This window comes from Amphritea sp. GJ51-11, assembly GCF_055808735.1.
Genome location: NZ_CM147881.1, coordinates 3,035,866 through 3,052,353, shown reverse-complemented (window position 1 = coordinate 3,052,353; position 16,488 = coordinate 3,035,866). Strand labels below are relative to the sequence as shown.

Here is a 16,488-nt window from a genome sequence, read left to right as displayed (position 1 = left end):
GTAGCTTGCGAGCAGGTATAACTTTTGTTTCCGCCTGTTCTAATGCTATTGTCAGTAGAATTAAAGCCGGTTTGATTTATAGCTTTCGACAGTGGATTGTTATGGTCGCCAGCTTTCGCTTAATTCCGGGGGGAATTAAGTCGTACAAATGTTATGAAGACGCTTTTAAAAGACGCTTCTGGCTCGCGGTAGGGACTATGTTAATAAAACCGAACTTAACACGATCACAGCTGTTTTTTCGTTTACCCACTCTCCTTGGCGTGAGTTCCGCGCTGCTCTTTTCACCTCTCGCTACCGCAAATGACGCCAATCAGGACTGTTATCAGCTTTTTGCCGCAGCAAAGTATGAAGAAGCCCGCAGTCAGTGTCAGGAACTTGCCGAACTCGGTGATGCCAAGGGCGCATTCTTATTAGCGACGATGTACTACCAAGCACTGGGTACTGACCGTGATGACCAACGGGGCATATTCTGGGATCAAGTGGCGGCAGAAAAAGGCCATCCAGAGTCTGCTTATCGCTTGGGACTCGCCTATCAAATTGGCCAAGGGGTTAGTCAGAGTAATAGCTTGGCTCGCCATTGGTATCAACAAGCCGCACTGGCGCAACATGCCAAAGCACAAAAGCTACTCGGATCAATGTTTGAATCCGGTTCAGCAGGCGAAAAAGATCAACACCGGGCCTATCAGTGGTATCTCAAAGCCGCCCAACAGGGGGTTATGGGCGCACAACTGAAGGTTGGCACCATGTTACTAGAAGGACGCGGTGTTGAAGCAAACCGGGCATCGGCTCAGCACTGGATCCGTAAGGCTGCTGAGGCGGGTAATTCCAATGCTCAGGTCGCGATGGGGGTTATTCTGGCGGAAGTGGATCCCGATGAAAGCCTTAGCTGGTACCAACAATCAGCCGATCAGGGTAATGGCTTAGCATTACAAAATTTGGCCCTGGTGTATTACGCCGGTCAAGGGGTCGATGCTGATCATGAGAAGGCGGCCGCTTTAGCGCAGCAGGCATTAGATGCTGGAAATACTGAGGCGGCTTCGTTATTAAATCTGATTCGCCTCGAAACAGAACAGAAAAAAGTGGTTGAGCTTCGAGCTGAGAAGCAACAGTTAACCCGACAGATTCGTGAGTCTATCCCGGACAATGGCTCCGGTGAGCAGCAATTATTATTGGCAACCTTAGAGGTTGATGGCGTTTTGCCGGAGGCCGCTAAAGCAGATCAAGCGGCGATAACCAGTACCAAAGCGGATGCTACCGTCTCTTCTGACCAGCCGAGCGTTGTAGTCGAAGATGGCGCCGCAACAGTCGCGACTAAGCCGAAAACGCCATGGGAGCCCAGCAATCAATATGCACTGCCTGATGGCTGGGTGATGGATCAACCGACCCCTCATTTCACTATTCAGCTGCTTTATGGCACCCATGAACGGGGCGTTCTTAACTATATTGAAAAACATAAGTTGCCGGACAGTGTTCGCTATTTCCGCACCCAACGGGAGGCGGGGCTGTATTATGTGTTGGTGTATGGTAACTACAGCACTATCACCGAGGCCCGTGCTGCCTTAGCAGAACTTCCTGAAGCGGTTCGTAAGAATCATTGGATGCGTGAATTTAAACGGTTACAGGAGCTCTACGTTGCTCCCTAATTGGATAGCGGTATTCAAAACGACAGCGTTATGATGACAGGCCTCGAAGAGGCCTGTTTTAAATTGATCCACTTTTAGCCTTGTTATCCGGATGATATATGGCCCGTATTGTTTTTTCTCTGTTGAGCCTTTTTCTCTTCTATTCGACAGCTGTGCGTGCTGAAGATCAGAGTTGTCGCACCTTTTATCAAAACCAACAAACCCGAGAAGCGCTGCATCACTGTATGCCATTGGCGGCACAAGGGGATGGTGAAGCTAGTTTCATCCTGTCTAGTCTTTATAGTCAGGGGTTTGAAGGTGGGTCGTCAGATTTGCAGCAGGCATTGCGCTGGCTAACTCGTTCTGCCGAGCAGGGTTATGCACCGGGCTGTTACAACTTGGCGGTACTCTATGAACGGGGAGATGTGGTTGCGCAGGACCTCAGTGTTGCGTTTCGGTGGTATCTTCAAGGTGCAAAATTAGGACATCTTGCGAGTCAGTTAAAAACGGGTATTGCTTACCTTAAAGGTAACGGCACTAACCAAGATTATGCCGAAGCTAAAAGCTGGTTAACTATGGCGGCTGATCGAGGCGATCAGAGTGCTAAGATCACCCTCGCGACACTACTTAAGGCGACGGAGCCAGAGCAGTCGGTAAAACTCTTTTGCGAAGCCGCACAGGGGGAGTCACTTTGCTTTTTATCAGTTAGCGCTGCTCTACCGTGAGCCACCTTCCGGCTTGACCAAGGATCTGCCGCAAGCGCTTCATTATGCGTCCGAAAGTGAGCGTTTAGGTTATGCTCCAGCAGTCGATCTTGTTGAAAGTATTAAACAGCAGCAGGTATTGGAAGAGGCTCATCGGATCGCACTTGCCGAGCATGGGGGGGCGTTAGTCTCCGATACTGAACTGCCAGAGTCTGCCTCGGTGGCATTAACAGCCACAGTGGTGGAGCCGTTATCCAACACCGTTGAGCAAACGGATGCCCAGAAGCGCGAATTAAATACAGTGGCGCTAAATGCCGAAGCTCAGAAAGCTGAGCTTAACGAACGAGCGTTGAAAGTTGCAGCAGAAAAAATGGCTGCGCAGAAAGCCGCCGCAGCACAACAGGCTGCGGATGAGAAAGCCAAGGCTGACGCGATTGCTGCTAAAAAAGCAGCGGAGGAGAAAGCTAAGGCCGACGCAATTGCAGCTAAACAAGCAGCGGATGAGAAATCTAAGGCTGAAGCTATCGCAGCCAAGCAAGCAGCGGATGAGAAAGCTAAGGCCGACGCTATCGCTGCCAAGCAAGCAGCGGACGAGAAAGCCAAGTCTGAAGCTATCGCAGCTAAACAAGCCGCGGATGAAAAAGCGAAGACCGCCCCTATCGCAACCAAGCAAACTGTCGATGGTGCAGCGGTGGGGTTACATGATTTTGCTTGGTTAAAGTCACAGCCTGGAAAACGTTATGTCCTACAGCTAGCGCAATTGAGCAGTGATGACTCAGTGAAGGCCTATATTGCTAATCATCAACTGAAAGGTAAGGTCAATTATTTCAGGGCGGTGACCGCTGGCGGTAATAAGTATGTGGTGCTGTATGCGCAGTCGGCAGCCTCGTTAGTTGAAGCTAAAGGTATTGCTGCCGCTCAATTGCCTAAAGATTTATCGGGTATGGTGTGGTACAGAACCTACCGGGCTATCCAGCGTGCCTATAAACCAGTTGATTAAGTATGGGCTCAGATGGTGGATCAGAGGCGTTTAATAGGATTATCTGTTTTGCCATTATCTAAATGGTGTTAATTCACTGTTGTTATTTAAGTAAAGGGATTCTAAATGTTTCAGGGAGTTAAGCTGCTACTAGCCGTAACAGTTATGTTACTTTCAAATATGGTTTTTTCAGCAGATATCCAACAGTGTCAGCGAGCCTATAGTGAAGGTAAGGTGGATAAGGCTTATGATAGCTGTTTGCCGTTAGCACAGGTTGGTGATCCCCAGGCTGCTTTTTTTCTGGCGCGTTTGTACGCGCTTGGGTTAGATGGAGGTATTGCAAACTGGGAAAAAGTGATCGAGTGGTTGACGATTTCGGCTGCCGGAGATCACGCTGAAGCCGCCTATAATCTCGCTATTGCTTACCAGTTGGGCAAGGGCACGCCGATTGATTTACCGAATAGTCTTAAATATTACCGTCAATCGGTCGCATTGGGAAACCCTAAGGCGATGCGTAATCTAGCGGTGTTGTATGAAAAAGGTGAGGCTGTTGAGCAGGATCTTAACCAAGCATTTTTACTCTATCTGCGTTCTGCAGAAGCGGGGTTGCCGGATAGTCAATTAAAGGCCGGATTGATGCTACTACAGGGCGAGGGTATTGTTAAGGATGCAGCGGCCGGGCGAGACTGGATTGAGAAATCATCTGAATCTGGGAATGATAAAGCACAATTAGTCTTGGGTGTTATGTTAATGGACTTTGATCCTGCCGGTGCGATCAAATGGTATAACCGTGCCGTTGTGAAAGGTAATGCTTATGCCGCACATAATCTCGCTTTGGTGTATTCTGAAGGGCATGCAATCCCTACCGATCTATTACAGGCGTTGGCCTATGCTGATCGAAGTATTGAGTTGGGTAATCATCGTACTCAGGCGCTGTATGATGCGATTTTAACTCGCATCCAAAAGACGGATCTGTATCAATCGCAGAGGGTTAATGTTGTGGTTTCGCCGAGTCAGCCTGATACTGTTCAGGCTGTTGGAAAAATTAATGCTGTGGTACAAAATCTAAATTGGCTGAAACAGCAACCTCCCGGATTGTTTACGGTGCAGCTGGCTCGATTGACGAGTGAAAAAGGTGCGTTGCGCTTTATTCATGAATACCAGTTAGAGAGGCAAGCCTATGCGGTAAGCCTTGCCGTGGATGATTATGTGGTGCTGTTAAAGGATAGCTTTGCCGATAAAAGCCTTGCCTTAAGTACTTATAAAACCAAACTCCCTTCGACCTTAACTCATGAGGCTTGGATTCGTAGTTATCGCTCCCTGTATGCAAAATAACTCGATACTAGGAATTTAAAACGCGTGAAGATACTGCTACTTTCAGCTTATGATGCCGCTAGTCATCGTTATTGGCATCAGGGGTTGGTGAGTAATCTCAATCAGCATCAGTGGACGGTGCTCACACTGCCTCCACGTTACTTTTCTTGGCGCATTCGCGGTAACAGCCTGAGTTGGGCCATGAATGAGCGAGAGACTCTCGAACAGCCTTACGACTTGATTATCGCTACTTCAATGACGGATCTATCAGCGCTAAGAGGATTTGTGCCCCATTTGGCGAGCATCCCGACGCTGGTGTATTTTCACGAGAACCAGTTTGCTTACCCGGAATCCGGTCGTGAATACGGTAATGTTGAGCCGAAGATTCTCAATATATATACGGCACTCGTCGCCGACCATATCTGTTTTAACACTGCGTACAATCGAGAGACTTTTCTAACGGGCTGTCGCGCTTTATTGAAAAAATTGCCGGATCAGGTGCCGGTTGGTGTGGTTGAACAGCTGGAGCAGCGTTCATCGGTGCTGCAAGTGCCCCTGCCATCGTCGGCTTACCAGCCTCATAATCCTCAGTGTGGCGCTGTACGGCTTATTTGGAACCACCGTTGGGAGTTTGATAAAGGCCCCGACCGTTTGCTGAGGGCGGTAGAGGGGCTCTGTGATGCCGGTGTGGATTTTCGTTTAGACGTGGTTGGACAGCAATTCCGTCGTGTACCACCGGTATTTGAAGAACTTAAAACTTTACTGGCGGAGCGGGCAGGGCACTGGGGCTTTGTTGAGTCGGTGGCTGAATACCGTTTGTTGTTGCAACAGGCGGATATCGTACTTTCAACGGCGCTACATGATTATCAGGGTATTGCGGTACTCGAAGGGGCAGCGGCGGGTGCGCTACCGTTAGTGCCAAATCGGCTAGCTTATCCTGAGCTTTTCCCACAAGAGTGCTGTTATCAAAGTGGTGATGCTGAAAGCCAAGCGCTGGTGAGTGCCGTTATTAATTATGCGGATGCAAAGCAGCAGGGCCACCCGCCGGCAGCGCCCGATATTTCGGGGTTAAGCTGGGGGAATATGGCACAACAATATGAACGATTACTGCAGGATGTTGCGAACTCCTCGATCTCTTATACCCGTTAATATGGATGAAACGCTGCGCTTAGGTTTATTGGCGTGCTGGGCGATTGCTTGCTTACTTCCTCTTTTCGCTAAGGAAAAGAGGCTGTTTTTGCTGTAGAGGCTAAATGACGGGTAACCCTTGAGCAAAAAACAGCTTTTGTTTAAAAAATGTACAATACGCACTCGACTTTAGGGGCTTAACTCTTTAAAGTGGCGCATTCTTTTACAATGCCGGTTTGGCACTGTGTAACCTGTACTTTTCCGGGCTCTTTATCAGGATTCTCTTTCAGTACATTCTTTCCAGAACTATCTTTTCAGGACTTATCCTTTGATCTCCTCCGCGAATATCACCATGCAGTTTGGCGCTGAGCCGCTGTTCCAAAATATTTCTGCTAAATTTGGCAACGGCAACCGTTATGGTTTGATCGGTGCGAATGGTTGTGGCAAATCCACCTTTATGAAAATTTTAAGTGGTGAGCTGACGCCAACGTCCGGTAATGTCTCTATGACACCGGGGGAAAAGCTAGGCATCCTTAATCAGGATCAGTTTGCCTTTGAAGAGTACACCGTTATCGATGCCGTGATTATGGGTGATACTGAGTTATGGAAAATTAAGCAGGAGCGTGAGCGGATCTACTCGCTGCCGGAGATGTCTGAAGAAGACGGCATGAAGGTGGCCCATCTGGAAGTCGAATTTGCCGAGATGGATGGCTACAGTGCCGAAAGCCGTGCTGGGGATATTTTGCTAGAAGCGGGTATCGCTGAAGAGTATCACTTTGGTTTGATGAGTCAGGTTGCCCCAGGTTGGAAGATTCGGGTGCTGTTGGCGCAGGCGTTGTTTGCTAACCCTGATGTATTGTTGCTGGATGAGCCAACCAACAACTTGGATATTCATACCATCAGCTGGTTGGAAAATGTGCTTAACCAGCGCAAGAGCACCATGATTATTATCTCCCACGACCGTCACTTCCTGAACTCAGTGTGTACGCACATGGCGGATATCGATTATGGTGAGCTGCGTATCTACCCGGGTAACTATGAATATTACCTAGAAGCTTCGGCGTTGATTCGTGAACAGTTATTGACTGCGAACGCGAAGAAGAGCCTCGAGATGGATGAGTTGCAGTCATTTGTTAACCGCTTCTCGGCTAACGCTTCGAAAGCAAAACAGGCGAGTTCTCGAGCTAAGAAACTGGAAAAGATCGAGCTGGATGAAGTTAAAAGTTCTAGCCGTCAATTTCCTTCTATCACCTATAAACAGGATAAGAGACTGCACCGTCAGGCGCTTATTCTGGAAGATATGGGTCATGGTTATGACGGTGAAATGTTGTTCCGTGATGGTAATCTGATTCTGGAAGCCGGCGCTAAATTGGCGATTGTTGGTGAAAATGGTGCCGGTAAAACTACCTTTTTGCGCTGCCTGATGAATGAATTAGAAACCAAAGAGGGCACCGTCAAGTGGTCTGAAAATGCGTCTATTGGTTATTGCCCTCAGGATAGTACCCAAGACTTTAATTGTGATCTGACCCTGTTTGAGTGGATGTCACAATGGCGCACGCCCAAGCATGATGATTTGAAAGTGCGGGCGATGTTAGGACGTTTGCTGTTTACTGCGGATGATTTCAATAAGAAAGCGCGGGTCTGTTCAGGTGGGGAAAAGAACCGTCTACTGTTTGGTAAGTTGATGATGATGGATATCAACGTGCTGATTATGGATGAGCCGACTAACCATATGGATATGGAAGCGATTGAATCATTGAATCTCGCCCTCGAAGACTTTGACGGTACGCTGATTTTTGTCAGCCATGACCGTGCCTTTATCTCTTCGCTGGCGAACAATATTATCGAGATTAAAGATAATAAAGTGATTCACTTCCCCGGCACCTTCGATGAGTATCTGGATAATCAAACCAATGCTTCACGCGTCGCTTAAGTTAATCTAACGGCACCGCTCTAAAAAAGCCCCCTCAAGGTGTGTTCTTGAGGGGGCTTTTTGCTTTTATGTGTCAGTAAGAATGCGTGGTTAGAGCATTTTTCGGACGTTATCGGTTGGGATATATGGCACTTCTAGCTCATCGAGTTCTTTGAATTCGAACTGTGCATTGATCGCGTTTACCCATTGTTTAGCGCGCGGCAGTAGTTGACGGTCATCGGATTGCATTCGCCCCCGGGCAACCAGAATACCCATATCGGCGCCTAGATAACTGTAGTCACCTTCGCCATAGACTCGCAGATAGAATGCATCGTTATTATCACTGACGTTACCCCAGTCGATGCTCTGACGCACAAATTCGATGCTGCCATCGTCTTGCATGCGCCAGATACCAGATTGTGGTGCTTTGGTGATCATACGCACATGGTCTTCGGTATGTTTGAGTACTAGCTGGGTCCAGGTATCAAAATCTTCCCAGCGCTTCTGTATTTCGTTGATATCGATATCAAAATCGACATCCATAAACTCCAACAGGTGAAACAGCATCAGTGGAATGCCGCCGTATTTAGAGGTGATCAAATTGGTGAGTGGGCTAGCACCACTGATGCGCGGGTTGATCTCGCCTAGATAGACTTCACCATCATCGGTATCCACCAGGTAATCGAAGCAGAAGGTGCCGCGATAGTCGTTTTCGTAGAGCTTATCCCCCATGGCTTTAACCATCGCAATGATTTTCTCCCGCTGCTCTCCTTGTAGCAGCTCAGGGAAAATATCATTACCACACCAGCCACCTTTGTAAGGTGTTAGCTCTTCATAGCCGGTAATGTCGGTTTGTAACGGCCCAACCATCGTGCCACAGCGAGTGGCAACCGCTTCAACTGTACCGGGGATATGGTTGATGTATTTCATGATCTTCAGTGTTTCACCGACGATCTTATCGGCATTTTTATCCCAATCGGCTTGGCTGCTAATAAAGAAAGTGGTTTTACCCGAGTCTCCATAGGGGGTCTGTACGACCAGTTTGTCGCCCAGATTTTTCTCCGCCGCTAGGGCCTGTAGGGTTGGGTAGTCATTGGCTTTAACATCAACGATGTTAGGGGCGCTGGGAACACCTGCTTCGTTAGCCAATTGGGTGGTGACGATTTTCGAGTCGATGCGGGAGCGAAGCTCAGCCGAGGGCAGGGCGAGTTCCATGCCGAGGCTTTTGGCGATCTTTTCGGCTTCTTCATCAAACATCACCGTGAGAATTTTACCTTTGCTGCCATTGGCTTCGAATAGCTCAACCGATTGTTTATGGCTCAACAGGTAGTTGACCATATCTTCCATCGATTGAAACTCTCGTTCGGTATTTTGTTCAACGTTGGTTACCCGAAAGTGGCCGCCATCGAAGGAATCAAAATGGGAGATATATTTAAAGCCCTGAATCCACTGGCCCAATCCGAGAATGTTATAGGCCGTTGGTGACACAAAATAGATGGGCGTTGTTGTATTGCGAAAGAAACGATAAATATCAGACAGGCTGCGAAGCTTTTCGGGAGTTTTAGTATCGGGTGTAGTCATAGTAACTTCCTCAGTATTTTTATCTTTATCTAAAGTCGGGGCTGTTATGGCTGATTCACTCTGTTCGGATGTCGGCGCAAAAATGGCTTTATATAACCAACAGAGTAGTGAGGTGAACTTATTCGTTTGTGTTTTCATTCCTTAGGTATGCACCTCGTTTTAGGTTGGTTAAAGATAACGGATATCCAGAATTTGTTCGGGAAACTGTTCGAAGCTCAGATCAACACTATGATGCGGCCAGACAAAGCTGACGATCCCCTCTGTGGGCAGATAAACCGCGGTGTATAGCGTTCCTGAGGTGTAAATGTCATGGGGCCGGTAGAGCGGTGGGCGCAGAAAGTGGCCGACGGTGTCGGTTAAGTTTGATTCTCTTGGTGCCGCCAATAGGTTGAGTGCATCTAGACGGATCAGTGTGTCATCCAATAGTAGCGGTTTTCCCGGTTCTGGGGCGCCCTGATGATTGGTTGACGTGGTGGCCAAGGTGATGCAGGTATCTCGATCGGGCGCGATAAAGACAGTCGCGTGTTGGCCCTGTTTATCGAGCAGGGCGATGTTGTAATCGAGATGTACCGGGACGCGTTTGAGGACGTCAATCGCCTCATCAACGGTGCTGCAGGTCTCCAATATATAGCGGATGACAATGGTGATACCGAAACCTTTGCCTTCAACTAGGCGGCCACCGTAGTTGATTGACACACTGAGACCGCTGTCATTCATGCCGTCTAACGCGCCCCAAAGGCAATCGGCGGTGGCAATTACTTTTTTATCCAGCCATTGGCTTTGCAAAATAGTGCCTTCGCAGAGAAACGCGGGGAAATCATAGTTGCGTATCAGTGCGGTACGTTCTTTCTTATAGATCAGTTGGGAGCAGGCTGAATAAAATGTTGGGGGGCAATATAGACTAAGAAAGCGTGCCTGCAGGTCATCACAGCCGAGCAGAACGGAGAGTTGTTGATATACCGGCAGCAACTCGGGCATATATTCTTTAAGGGCGTTTAAACACTCTAGATAGCTGGGCCGTGCGGCTTCTCCCTCATCCAGATACCAAGCGCGGTAAGCGGGCCAGGTGCGGTGGAACAACTGACTCAGCTTTTCGCCGGGCGCGAGTTCACTGATGAAGTCGAACTGTAGGGTTCTCACTTGGAAGTCGTCCCACGGAGTTGCAGCAGACGCGCTCGAGCACGTTTCATCTGATTAATGATCCCTTTGCTTTCATCTTCATCGAAGTCATCGTCATCGGTGTTTGCCTTGGGTTCGCTAGCGGAATCTTTTGGGGCATGATCCCAGCCAATAATGGCTTCTAAATGTTCAGCAAAGTCGAGTACGGCAGCATCGCTGCCCCGTGGACCTTGAACCTGAATTGAGAGGGGCAAACCCTCATTGCCCAGTCCCATTGGCAGAGCGCAGGCGGGCATGCCGATCAAATTAGCATCGTATAGAAAGGTTGCCCAGTCCAACCAAGGATAGGTAATCCGGGTCGAACCAACATATTTAGGGTGGCGCAGAGTGTGTTTGAACGCTTCAACCCCTAAGGTTGGGGTTATAAAGGTTGAGCAGTTATGCCGATCAAACATCGCTTTATAGGCAGCATGAATAGCTTCTCGATGGTCTTCCGCGGCATTAAATTCCTCTTCGGTAATGCTGGCACCGAAATTCATTGAATCCAATGTTCCCTGTTCGAGTCCGTCCAGTGGATTTTCTTTGTCTTTCTGAAAACTCCAGGTGTCATACATCGCCGAGGTAGCCCAAGCGATCACAGAGGAGGGCAGGTGAGGATGGTCATGAATAATCTCAACTCCTGCTTCCTGTAGCTGAGCAATGATCCAACGGAAAGTCATTCGCACATCATCGTCGATCGGTGCGATGCCGAGGTCTTCAGAGACAATTACTTTTTGTCCGGAGAGGGGTAAGGGGTGTAGACGATGGGCTTGCAGTGAATCCACATAAGCGTGTTCATCATTATTGGCGGCAATGACGGAATACATCAGCCGTGCATCGGCAACGGTACGGGCCATCGGGCCATAGGAGACGATAGTGCTCCAAGAGGGGTTGCAAGGCTCTCTTGGTACCGCTTTATAAGAGGGCTTAAAGCCTACAATACCGCAGAACGCGGCTGGAATGCGGATCGAGCCGCCACCGTCGCCGCCCAGTGAGAGGGTGCCGGCGCCCGCTGCAACGGCTGCGCCTGCACCACCGGAAGAGCCGCCACAGGTGCGTTCCCGGTTCCAAGGGTTAGTAGTGGTGCCATACAGTGCTGATGAGGTAGTGCCTGTAAGGCAGAATTCGGGACAGGTGGTTTTTGCAAAAATAACCGCACCGGCATCTTCTAAGCGTTGCACTGCCGCACTGGTTTCCTGCGGAATCATATCACCGGTACGAGAGCCATTGGCTAGGGGGATGCCGGCCAACCACTGTGATTCTTTGATGGTGATTGGTAAGCCACACAGTGGCCCGCCTAGACCTTGGGCCAGCAGTTCGTCGGCTTTTGCAGCGGCTTGACGGGCGCGATCATACAGTTTGACGGAAAACGGATTGTAGGTTTCGGCGACATATTCAGCATGCTGGATCGTTTGTTCGAGCAGGTCTGTGGCGGTAATTCGTTGAGCACGCAGATCTTCAAGTAGTTCAATCGCAGTTTTCTTATCTGAATTCATCTGAATTCCTTATTGCATTAGGCGGTTTTTTTAAGGTTCTAGAAAATGACCGAATAGAGCCTGTTTTAGGCCAATTTAGGCATGTCTTAATCGTTGTGGAACCTTTCATCATGCACCATAATGTATGTCTGTATTTTAAAAAAAGCAACACTATGGTTCATGATGTTTACAAATGAGAGTTTAGAAGTCTATCTAGAGATCGCCGGAAGTGTGACTCAGGCGGAGCTGCCGGGTTGCCGAGAGAAGGGATTACTAGGGGATTATGCGGTTGCTTATCGCATCTTTAGGAATAAACAGGGTGGTGGTTTCGGCGACCCAGATAAACATCCATATGCTTGGGCGGCTATCGTCTATGTGGATGGTTTACCGTTGAGGCTTAACAGTGCTCGGGGTGATTGTCGTGAATGGTCTACGCTCGACCGGATCGGTCAGTGGATGGTGGATAATGGTTTCCGTTATTGGTGGACCCGCAATGATTTAGAGTATGTTGAGTCACCTTTGCCGGCCGATGCATTGACGGCTCCAGCGGCTGACATCGCGGCTGAGAGTTCCTTGGGGGTGGACGCAGAGTTACCGATCAATCCTGATGCCGACAGCTATGTGATCTAGGGTAATGGATGGTTGTTACGGTTGGGGGCTACGTTGAGTGGGTGTGGTCATCATCGAAAAAACCGATGAGTGTGAGTGGTATCGCGTCTCATCGGTTATTCAATTGCATTCGGCCAATAACGGGTCAACTGTGCATAAGTTCTCTTATGGTTGTAATTCGCTTGCTAGAGTATCGGTTGTCGCTGCAGGTTGCTGTATAACAGGAAATACTCGGTCATATCCCCAGTTAAAGGCGAATGTGTAGGCCATTACCAGAAAGATCGAGATCAGATCGACCATTAAGGCCTGCATAAAGGTCACATCAAGCCACCAGATAATCAGCGGTAGCGAGGTGGCAATCAGCGTTACTTCTAGTCCAGCTGCATGAATCAATCGAGCAACAAATTTCCGTTCCGTGGGAATTCGACCCTGTTTAACGTCATAGCGATCAAATAGATAATTGAAAAACGGATTGACCATCATCGCTTTAAGACTGATCACCACGGATAACATACCCACTTCGACAATATCTCGGTCGAGTAGTAGCGCCATCATCGGTGCTAATAGTGTTAGCAGTAATAGTTCGAACATCAGGGTGTGACGCAGACGGTCGAGCGGGGTACGGGTAATAATTGGCTGATTCATGATGGCTCCTTACGATGCTTATTTGCGATGCTTAGTCAGCTAATGATGTTTTGAAGATGGGGCTATTCTAGGCTTTATTTCGATAGGAAAAAGTTAGATACTATCTAAAAATCAGATAGGTTGTTGAGAGGAATTATGGCCGGTATTGATCCATTAGAAGCCTTTGTGATTGCCGCCGAAACCGGTTCATTCTCTGCGGCCGCCCGGCGTTTGGGTAAAGCACAGTCAGCGGTGAGCACCGCGATTAGTAACCTCGAATTGGATAGCAATGTGGCGCTGTTTGATCGTAGCCACCGTAATCCGGTCTTGACCGACAGTGGCAAGGCACTATTGGAATACGCTCGCACGGTATTACACTCGCAACATGAATTTAGGGTACATGCTCAAGCCTTGGGTCAGAGTGATGAGGTGGAACTTTGTTTGGCGGTAGAGCAGAGTATTTCTAGTCAGCCGTTATTGGATATTCTACACCGCTTTGAGCAACGTTTTCCCCACATTCAGTTGGAGTTACTCGATCCCGGCGGCAGTGATGTTGCCGAGTTGATTCGCACCAATCGGGCCGATATCGGCATGATGTTAGAGCGGGAGTATTATCCACAGGGCTTTGGCTTTCGCGGTATTGGGTATTCTGAACTGGTGGCTGTGTGTCGTCATGACCACCCGATAGTTGATAAACAACCGGTCAGTCATGCAAACTTTAGAGCTCATCGCCAGCTCGTGTTGCGCAGTTTAGATTTAACGGATCGCAGCCATGAACGCTTAATGTTTAGCCCGAGTGTTTGGTTTTCGGAGAGTCCCCATATTATTCTTGAGCTGCTTTGTAGTGGTTTGGGCTGGGCTTTTCTTCATCGTAATGTGGTACAGGAAAAATTGGCTAGCGGTGAGCTATTAGTCTTGCAGCGGGACTTTCAGGCGGCGGCGTCCTTGCAGGGCGTTGATGTGGTTTGGACCGAAAGCCGCTCTTTAGGCACGGCGGGAAGTTGGTTGTTAGAAGAGTTATCGCAGCTGGATCTTACCGCAGTGCGCTAAGTACTTAAGGGGCGTTTTAGGCTAGAGCCAGGCAGCCCATTAACGGGCATAGCCTAATTGTGCTGAGATCGTTTTAGCGGTCTCCTTGAGGGCGTCGATCCACTCCAGGCTGCGTCGTTCGATGGGGGCTGAAATCGATAACCCAGCAACGGGAAGTTGAGTTTGATCGTAAATCAGTACTCCGATACAGCCCACACCCATTTCGGCTTCCTCATTATCCAATGCATAGCCCTGTTCGACGGATTGTAAGCATTCGGCGGTCAGCTCTGGCAGTGACGAAAAGGTATTTTGGGTGTAGGTTGGCAGGTTGGTGCGTTGTGCGTAGCGAAGAATTTCCGTTTCGCCGCCCATCCCCAACATCAGTTTACCTACCCCAGTGACATGTAGCGGTGCACGGCTACCGACTAATTGATGGACGTGCATCATGCGGTTCGGAATCGCCCGTTCAAAATAGATCACTACGTCGCCTTCGCGCACGGTGAGGTTGATACTCTCACCGAAGGTGTCTCTTAATCGTTCCATATAGGGCAGGGCAACGGCACGGAGGTCTACATCGGTTCGGCGTTTATTGGTTAGTTGTAGCAACCGATTGCCCAGCCAGTATTCACCATTTTCATTTCGATCCACAAAACGGTTATCGATCAGTGAGCGGAGTATCCGGTGGGTGGTTGAGGGATGTAAGCCGGTTTCGGCGCTAAGCACTTTCAGTGTGACTGGTTGCGAATAACGAGAGATGGCATCCAGAATATGGGCGGCCCGATCGATAACCTGTATACCACTGACCGGTTTAGTATCGGCTGCTGATGGCTTATTACTTGCTGGGTCAGCGTTTAACTCGCCAGGTTTGGTGGGGCTGGTTGGCATAAGGCACCTGAACAGAATGGTTTGAAGATACCGTATTGTAATAACTAACAGACTTTTTTCATATTATGAAAATGCATTTTGGCTGGTATGAGTTACTGTTTTAGCAATAGGGGAATGAGTTGATCCGCGGAGTGAATAACAAAGTCACTATTGGCGTTGTGGATCTCTGTTGTTTCGCCATAACCCCAGCTAACCGCAACGGAGTTAAGCCCGTGTGCTTTGGCTGCATCAATATCATTAGCTCGATCGCCGATCATCCAGTGGCGGTTATAAGGACGTGGGTGATCCTTGATAAGCTCACCGAGGTGGGCCGTTTTATCACTCTTATGTCCACTGAGTTCACTGCCGTGAACGCTTGCGAATAGATGAGCTAGTTGAGCATCTTGCAGTAACCATTCAGCCTGCGGTTGAGGTTTAATGGTCAGTACGCGTAAGCAAAAGCCCGCGCTGGATAGTTGTTTTAGTGAATGTTTTACGCCCGGGTAAACGCGATAGTTTTTGATACCCAGTTGCAAATAATGCTGGCGAAATAGATCCACAGCCTGTTCGATAAGGGCTGCTTCTTGGCTATTCATCAGCCGTGCAAAGCTGTCACGGATGGGTGGCCCAAAGCACCGTTGTAATTGGGCCGCTGACGCTTGTGGATAACCCAGCGCAAGCAGAGCGCTTTGGATCGATTCACCAATTCCCCTTTGAGAGTCGATCAGGGTGCCATCAAGGTCAAAAAATGCGGTATTCATTAATGCTCCGGGTCGTATAGCTGGTCAGGGATAGAATACTTGTCGTTATTTAGATCTGCGTTTAATCGGCCGCTTAAGCGGTTGTTGCTGCTTTGACGCCACAGCCCTTGAGGATTAACTGAATAAGCTGATTGGCGGCAAGGTCGTAGTCCTGCTGACTTAACTTTTGCTTGCCGGTCACACGGGATATCTGCCAGTCGAAGTCTGCATAGGTTTGGGTGGAGGCCCAGATGGTGAACAGTAAGTGGTTTGGGTCAACGGGGTCCATCAGACCTTGATCGATCCAGGCTTGAATTTTACCGCTGCTTTGGCGTGTCTGTGTCATCATCTGCTCGGCGATATCGTTGGGTAAGTGTGGTGCACCATACATGATCTCACTGGCAAACACCTTCGAGGCATGGGGGTACTGTTGAGACACGCGAATCTTGGCACGGATATACTGTTCTAGCACGGTTACCGGGTCATCATTTTCGTAGAAGGGCGTTGCTGCTGCTAATAGCGGCTCAATAACGCTTTCGATGACACTGTGGTAGAGGTTTTTTTTGCTTTTGAAATAGTAGTAAATGTTGGCCTTTGGTAGTCCTGCATGCTCGGCAATATCAATGGTTTTGGTCGCGGCAAAACCCCGGGCGGCAAATACTTCACTGGCGGCTTGAATAATCCGCTCTCGATTCCGCTCCCTTATCTTAGCCATCGGTTTACCTTGCTACCTATTTTCTTATTATTTT

At 48.8% G+C, this 16,488-nt stretch carries 15 protein-coding genes; 8 read left to right on the top strand and 7 right to left on the bottom strand.

Going from position 1 to position 16,488, the window contains the following annotated elements; all coding sequences use genetic code 11:
* The first annotated feature begins 197 nt into the window (after positions 1-197).
* The 6 genes from AC0L4K_RS13625 to AC0L4K_RS13600 all read left to right on the top strand — a co-directional run bounded on the left by AC0L4K_RS13625 (position 198) and on the right by AC0L4K_RS13600 (position 7,680).
* Positions 198-1,643: a hypothetical protein gene (locus tag AC0L4K_RS13625; protein ID WP_473266681.1), complete on the top strand. Its 1,446-nt coding sequence runs from the start codon at positions 198-200 to the stop codon at positions 1,641-1,643.
* A gap of 98 nt (positions 1,644-1,741) precedes the next feature.
* A complete protein-coding gene (locus AC0L4K_RS13620) occupies positions 1,742-2,347 on the top strand; it encodes a tetratricopeptide repeat protein (RefSeq protein ID WP_473266679.1) in 606 nt (201 codons plus the stop codon).
* A gap of 13 nt (positions 2,348-2,360) precedes the next feature.
* Entirely contained in the window at positions 2,361-3,326 is a 966-nt protein-coding gene (locus tag AC0L4K_RS13615; protein ID WP_473266677.1) for an SPOR domain-containing protein, read from the top strand.
* Positions 3,327-3,470: 144 nt separating this feature from the next.
* Entirely contained in the window at positions 3,471-4,640 is a 1,170-nt protein-coding gene (locus AC0L4K_RS13610) for a tetratricopeptide repeat protein (protein WP_473266674.1), read from the top strand.
* Between the two features lie 24 nt (positions 4,641-4,664).
* Positions 4,665-5,768, top strand: a complete 1,104-nt coding sequence (locus AC0L4K_RS13605) for a tRNA-queuosine alpha-mannosyltransferase domain-containing protein (protein ID WP_473266673.1) — start codon at positions 4,665-4,667, stop codon at positions 5,766-5,768.
* Positions 5,769-6,075: 307 nt separating this feature from the next.
* Positions 6,076-7,680 (top strand): ABC-F family ATPase, encoded by a 1,605-nt coding sequence (locus AC0L4K_RS13600; RefSeq protein ID WP_473266671.1) that lies wholly within the window; start codon positions 6,076-6,078, stop codon positions 7,678-7,680.
* Positions 7,681-7,770: 90 nt separating this feature from the next.
* Here the strand turns inward: AC0L4K_RS13600 and AC0L4K_RS13595 are convergent, their stop codons facing one another.
* The 3 genes from AC0L4K_RS13595 to AC0L4K_RS13585 all read right to left on the bottom strand — a co-directional run bounded on the left by AC0L4K_RS13595 (position 7,771) and on the right by AC0L4K_RS13585 (position 11,894).
* Entirely contained in the window at positions 7,771-9,240 is a 1,470-nt protein-coding gene (locus AC0L4K_RS13595) for an ATP-binding protein (RefSeq protein ID WP_473266670.1), read from the bottom strand.
* A 168-nt stretch (positions 9,241-9,408) separates the two neighbouring features.
* Positions 9,409-10,380: a C45 family autoproteolytic acyltransferase/hydolase gene (locus tag AC0L4K_RS13590; RefSeq protein WP_417226806.1), complete on the bottom strand. Its 972-nt coding sequence runs from the start codon at positions 10,378-10,380 to the stop codon at positions 9,409-9,411.
* A complete protein-coding gene (locus AC0L4K_RS13585; RefSeq protein ID WP_473266668.1) occupies positions 10,377-11,894 on the bottom strand; it encodes an amidase in 1,518 nt (505 codons plus the stop codon). The genes AC0L4K_RS13590 and AC0L4K_RS13585 overlap by 4 nt, the downstream gene beginning before the upstream one ends.
* Positions 11,895-12,053: 159 nt before the next feature.
* Between AC0L4K_RS13585 and AC0L4K_RS13580 the strand changes: the two genes are divergently transcribed.
* Positions 12,054-12,503 carry a hypothetical protein gene (locus tag AC0L4K_RS13580; protein ID WP_473266666.1) on the top strand — a complete coding sequence of 150 codons (450 nt, stop codon included), beginning with the start codon at positions 12,054-12,056 and terminating at the stop codon, positions 12,501-12,503.
* Between the two features lie 144 nt (positions 12,504-12,647).
* Here the strand turns inward: AC0L4K_RS13580 and AC0L4K_RS13575 are convergent, their stop codons facing one another.
* The gene (locus AC0L4K_RS13575) at positions 12,648-13,127 is read right to left on the bottom strand and encodes a PACE efflux transporter (protein WP_473266664.1); all 480 of its coding nucleotides are present in this window, start codon (positions 13,125-13,127) and stop codon (positions 12,648-12,650) included.
* 135 nt (positions 13,128-13,262) lie between these two features.
* Here AC0L4K_RS13575 and AC0L4K_RS13570 point away from each other — a divergent pair, with 135 nt between their 5' ends.
* The gene (locus tag AC0L4K_RS13570) at positions 13,263-14,156 is read left to right on the top strand and encodes a LysR family transcriptional regulator (RefSeq protein WP_473266662.1); all 894 of its coding nucleotides are present in this window, start codon (positions 13,263-13,265) and stop codon (positions 14,154-14,156) included.
* Between the two features lie 39 nt (positions 14,157-14,195).
* On the opposite strand, the gene AC0L4K_RS13565 is transcribed toward AC0L4K_RS13570, so the two are convergent.
* The 3 genes from AC0L4K_RS13565 to AC0L4K_RS13555 form a co-directional block, all read right to left on the bottom strand.
* A complete protein-coding gene (locus AC0L4K_RS13565) occupies positions 14,196-15,020 on the bottom strand; it encodes an IclR family transcriptional regulator (protein WP_417226816.1) in 825 nt (274 codons plus the stop codon).
* Between the two features lie 92 nt (positions 15,021-15,112).
* Positions 15,113-15,760: an HAD hydrolase-like protein gene (locus tag AC0L4K_RS13560; protein ID WP_473266660.1), complete on the bottom strand. Its 648-nt coding sequence runs from the start codon at positions 15,758-15,760 to the stop codon at positions 15,113-15,115.
* Positions 15,761-15,833: 73 nt separating this feature from the next.
* Complete coding sequence (locus tag AC0L4K_RS13555) at positions 15,834-16,454, bottom strand: TetR/AcrR family transcriptional regulator (RefSeq protein WP_417226820.1); 621 nt, start codon at positions 16,452-16,454, stop codon at positions 15,834-15,836.
* Positions 16,455-16,488: the final 34 nt, after the last annotated feature.

Bases quoted from the DNA above. Each gene is read 5' to 3' on its own strand.
- AC0L4K_RS13580 (WP_473266666.1), top strand. From the start codon at position 12,054: ATGATGTTTACAAATGAGAGTTTAGAAGTCTATCTAGAGATCGCCGGA.
- AC0L4K_RS13610 (WP_473266674.1), top strand. From the start codon at position 3,471: ATGTTACTTTCAAATATGGTTTTTTCAGCAGATATCCAACAGTGTCAG.
- AC0L4K_RS13625 (WP_473266681.1), top strand. From the start codon at position 198: ATGTTAATAAAACCGAACTTAACACGATCACAGCTGTTTTTTCGTTTA.
- AC0L4K_RS13570 (WP_473266662.1), top strand. From the start codon at position 13,263: ATGGCCGGTATTGATCCATTAGAAGCCTTTGTGATTGCCGCCGAAACC.
- AC0L4K_RS13565 (WP_417226816.1), bottom strand. From the start codon at position 15,020: ATGCCAACCAGCCCCACCAAACCTGGCGAGTTAAACGCTGACCCAGCA.
- AC0L4K_RS13575 (WP_473266664.1), bottom strand. From the start codon at position 13,127: ATGAATCAGCCAATTATTACCCGTACCCCGCTCGACCGTCTGCGTCAC.
- AC0L4K_RS13560 (WP_473266660.1), bottom strand. From the start codon at position 15,760: ATGAATACCGCATTTTTTGACCTTGATGGCACCCTGATCGACTCTCAA.
- AC0L4K_RS13620 (WP_473266679.1), top strand. From the start codon at position 1,742: ATGGCCCGTATTGTTTTTTCTCTGTTGAGCCTTTTTCTCTTCTATTCG.
- AC0L4K_RS13585 (WP_473266668.1), bottom strand. From the start codon at position 11,894: ATGAATTCAGATAAGAAAACTGCGATTGAACTACTTGAAGATCTGCGT.
- AC0L4K_RS13555 (WP_417226820.1), bottom strand. From the start codon at position 16,454: ATGGCTAAGATAAGGGAGCGGAATCGAGAGCGGATTATTCAAGCCGCC.
- AC0L4K_RS13595 (WP_473266670.1), bottom strand. From the start codon at position 9,240: ATGACTACACCCGATACTAAAACTCCCGAAAAGCTTCGCAGCCTGTCT.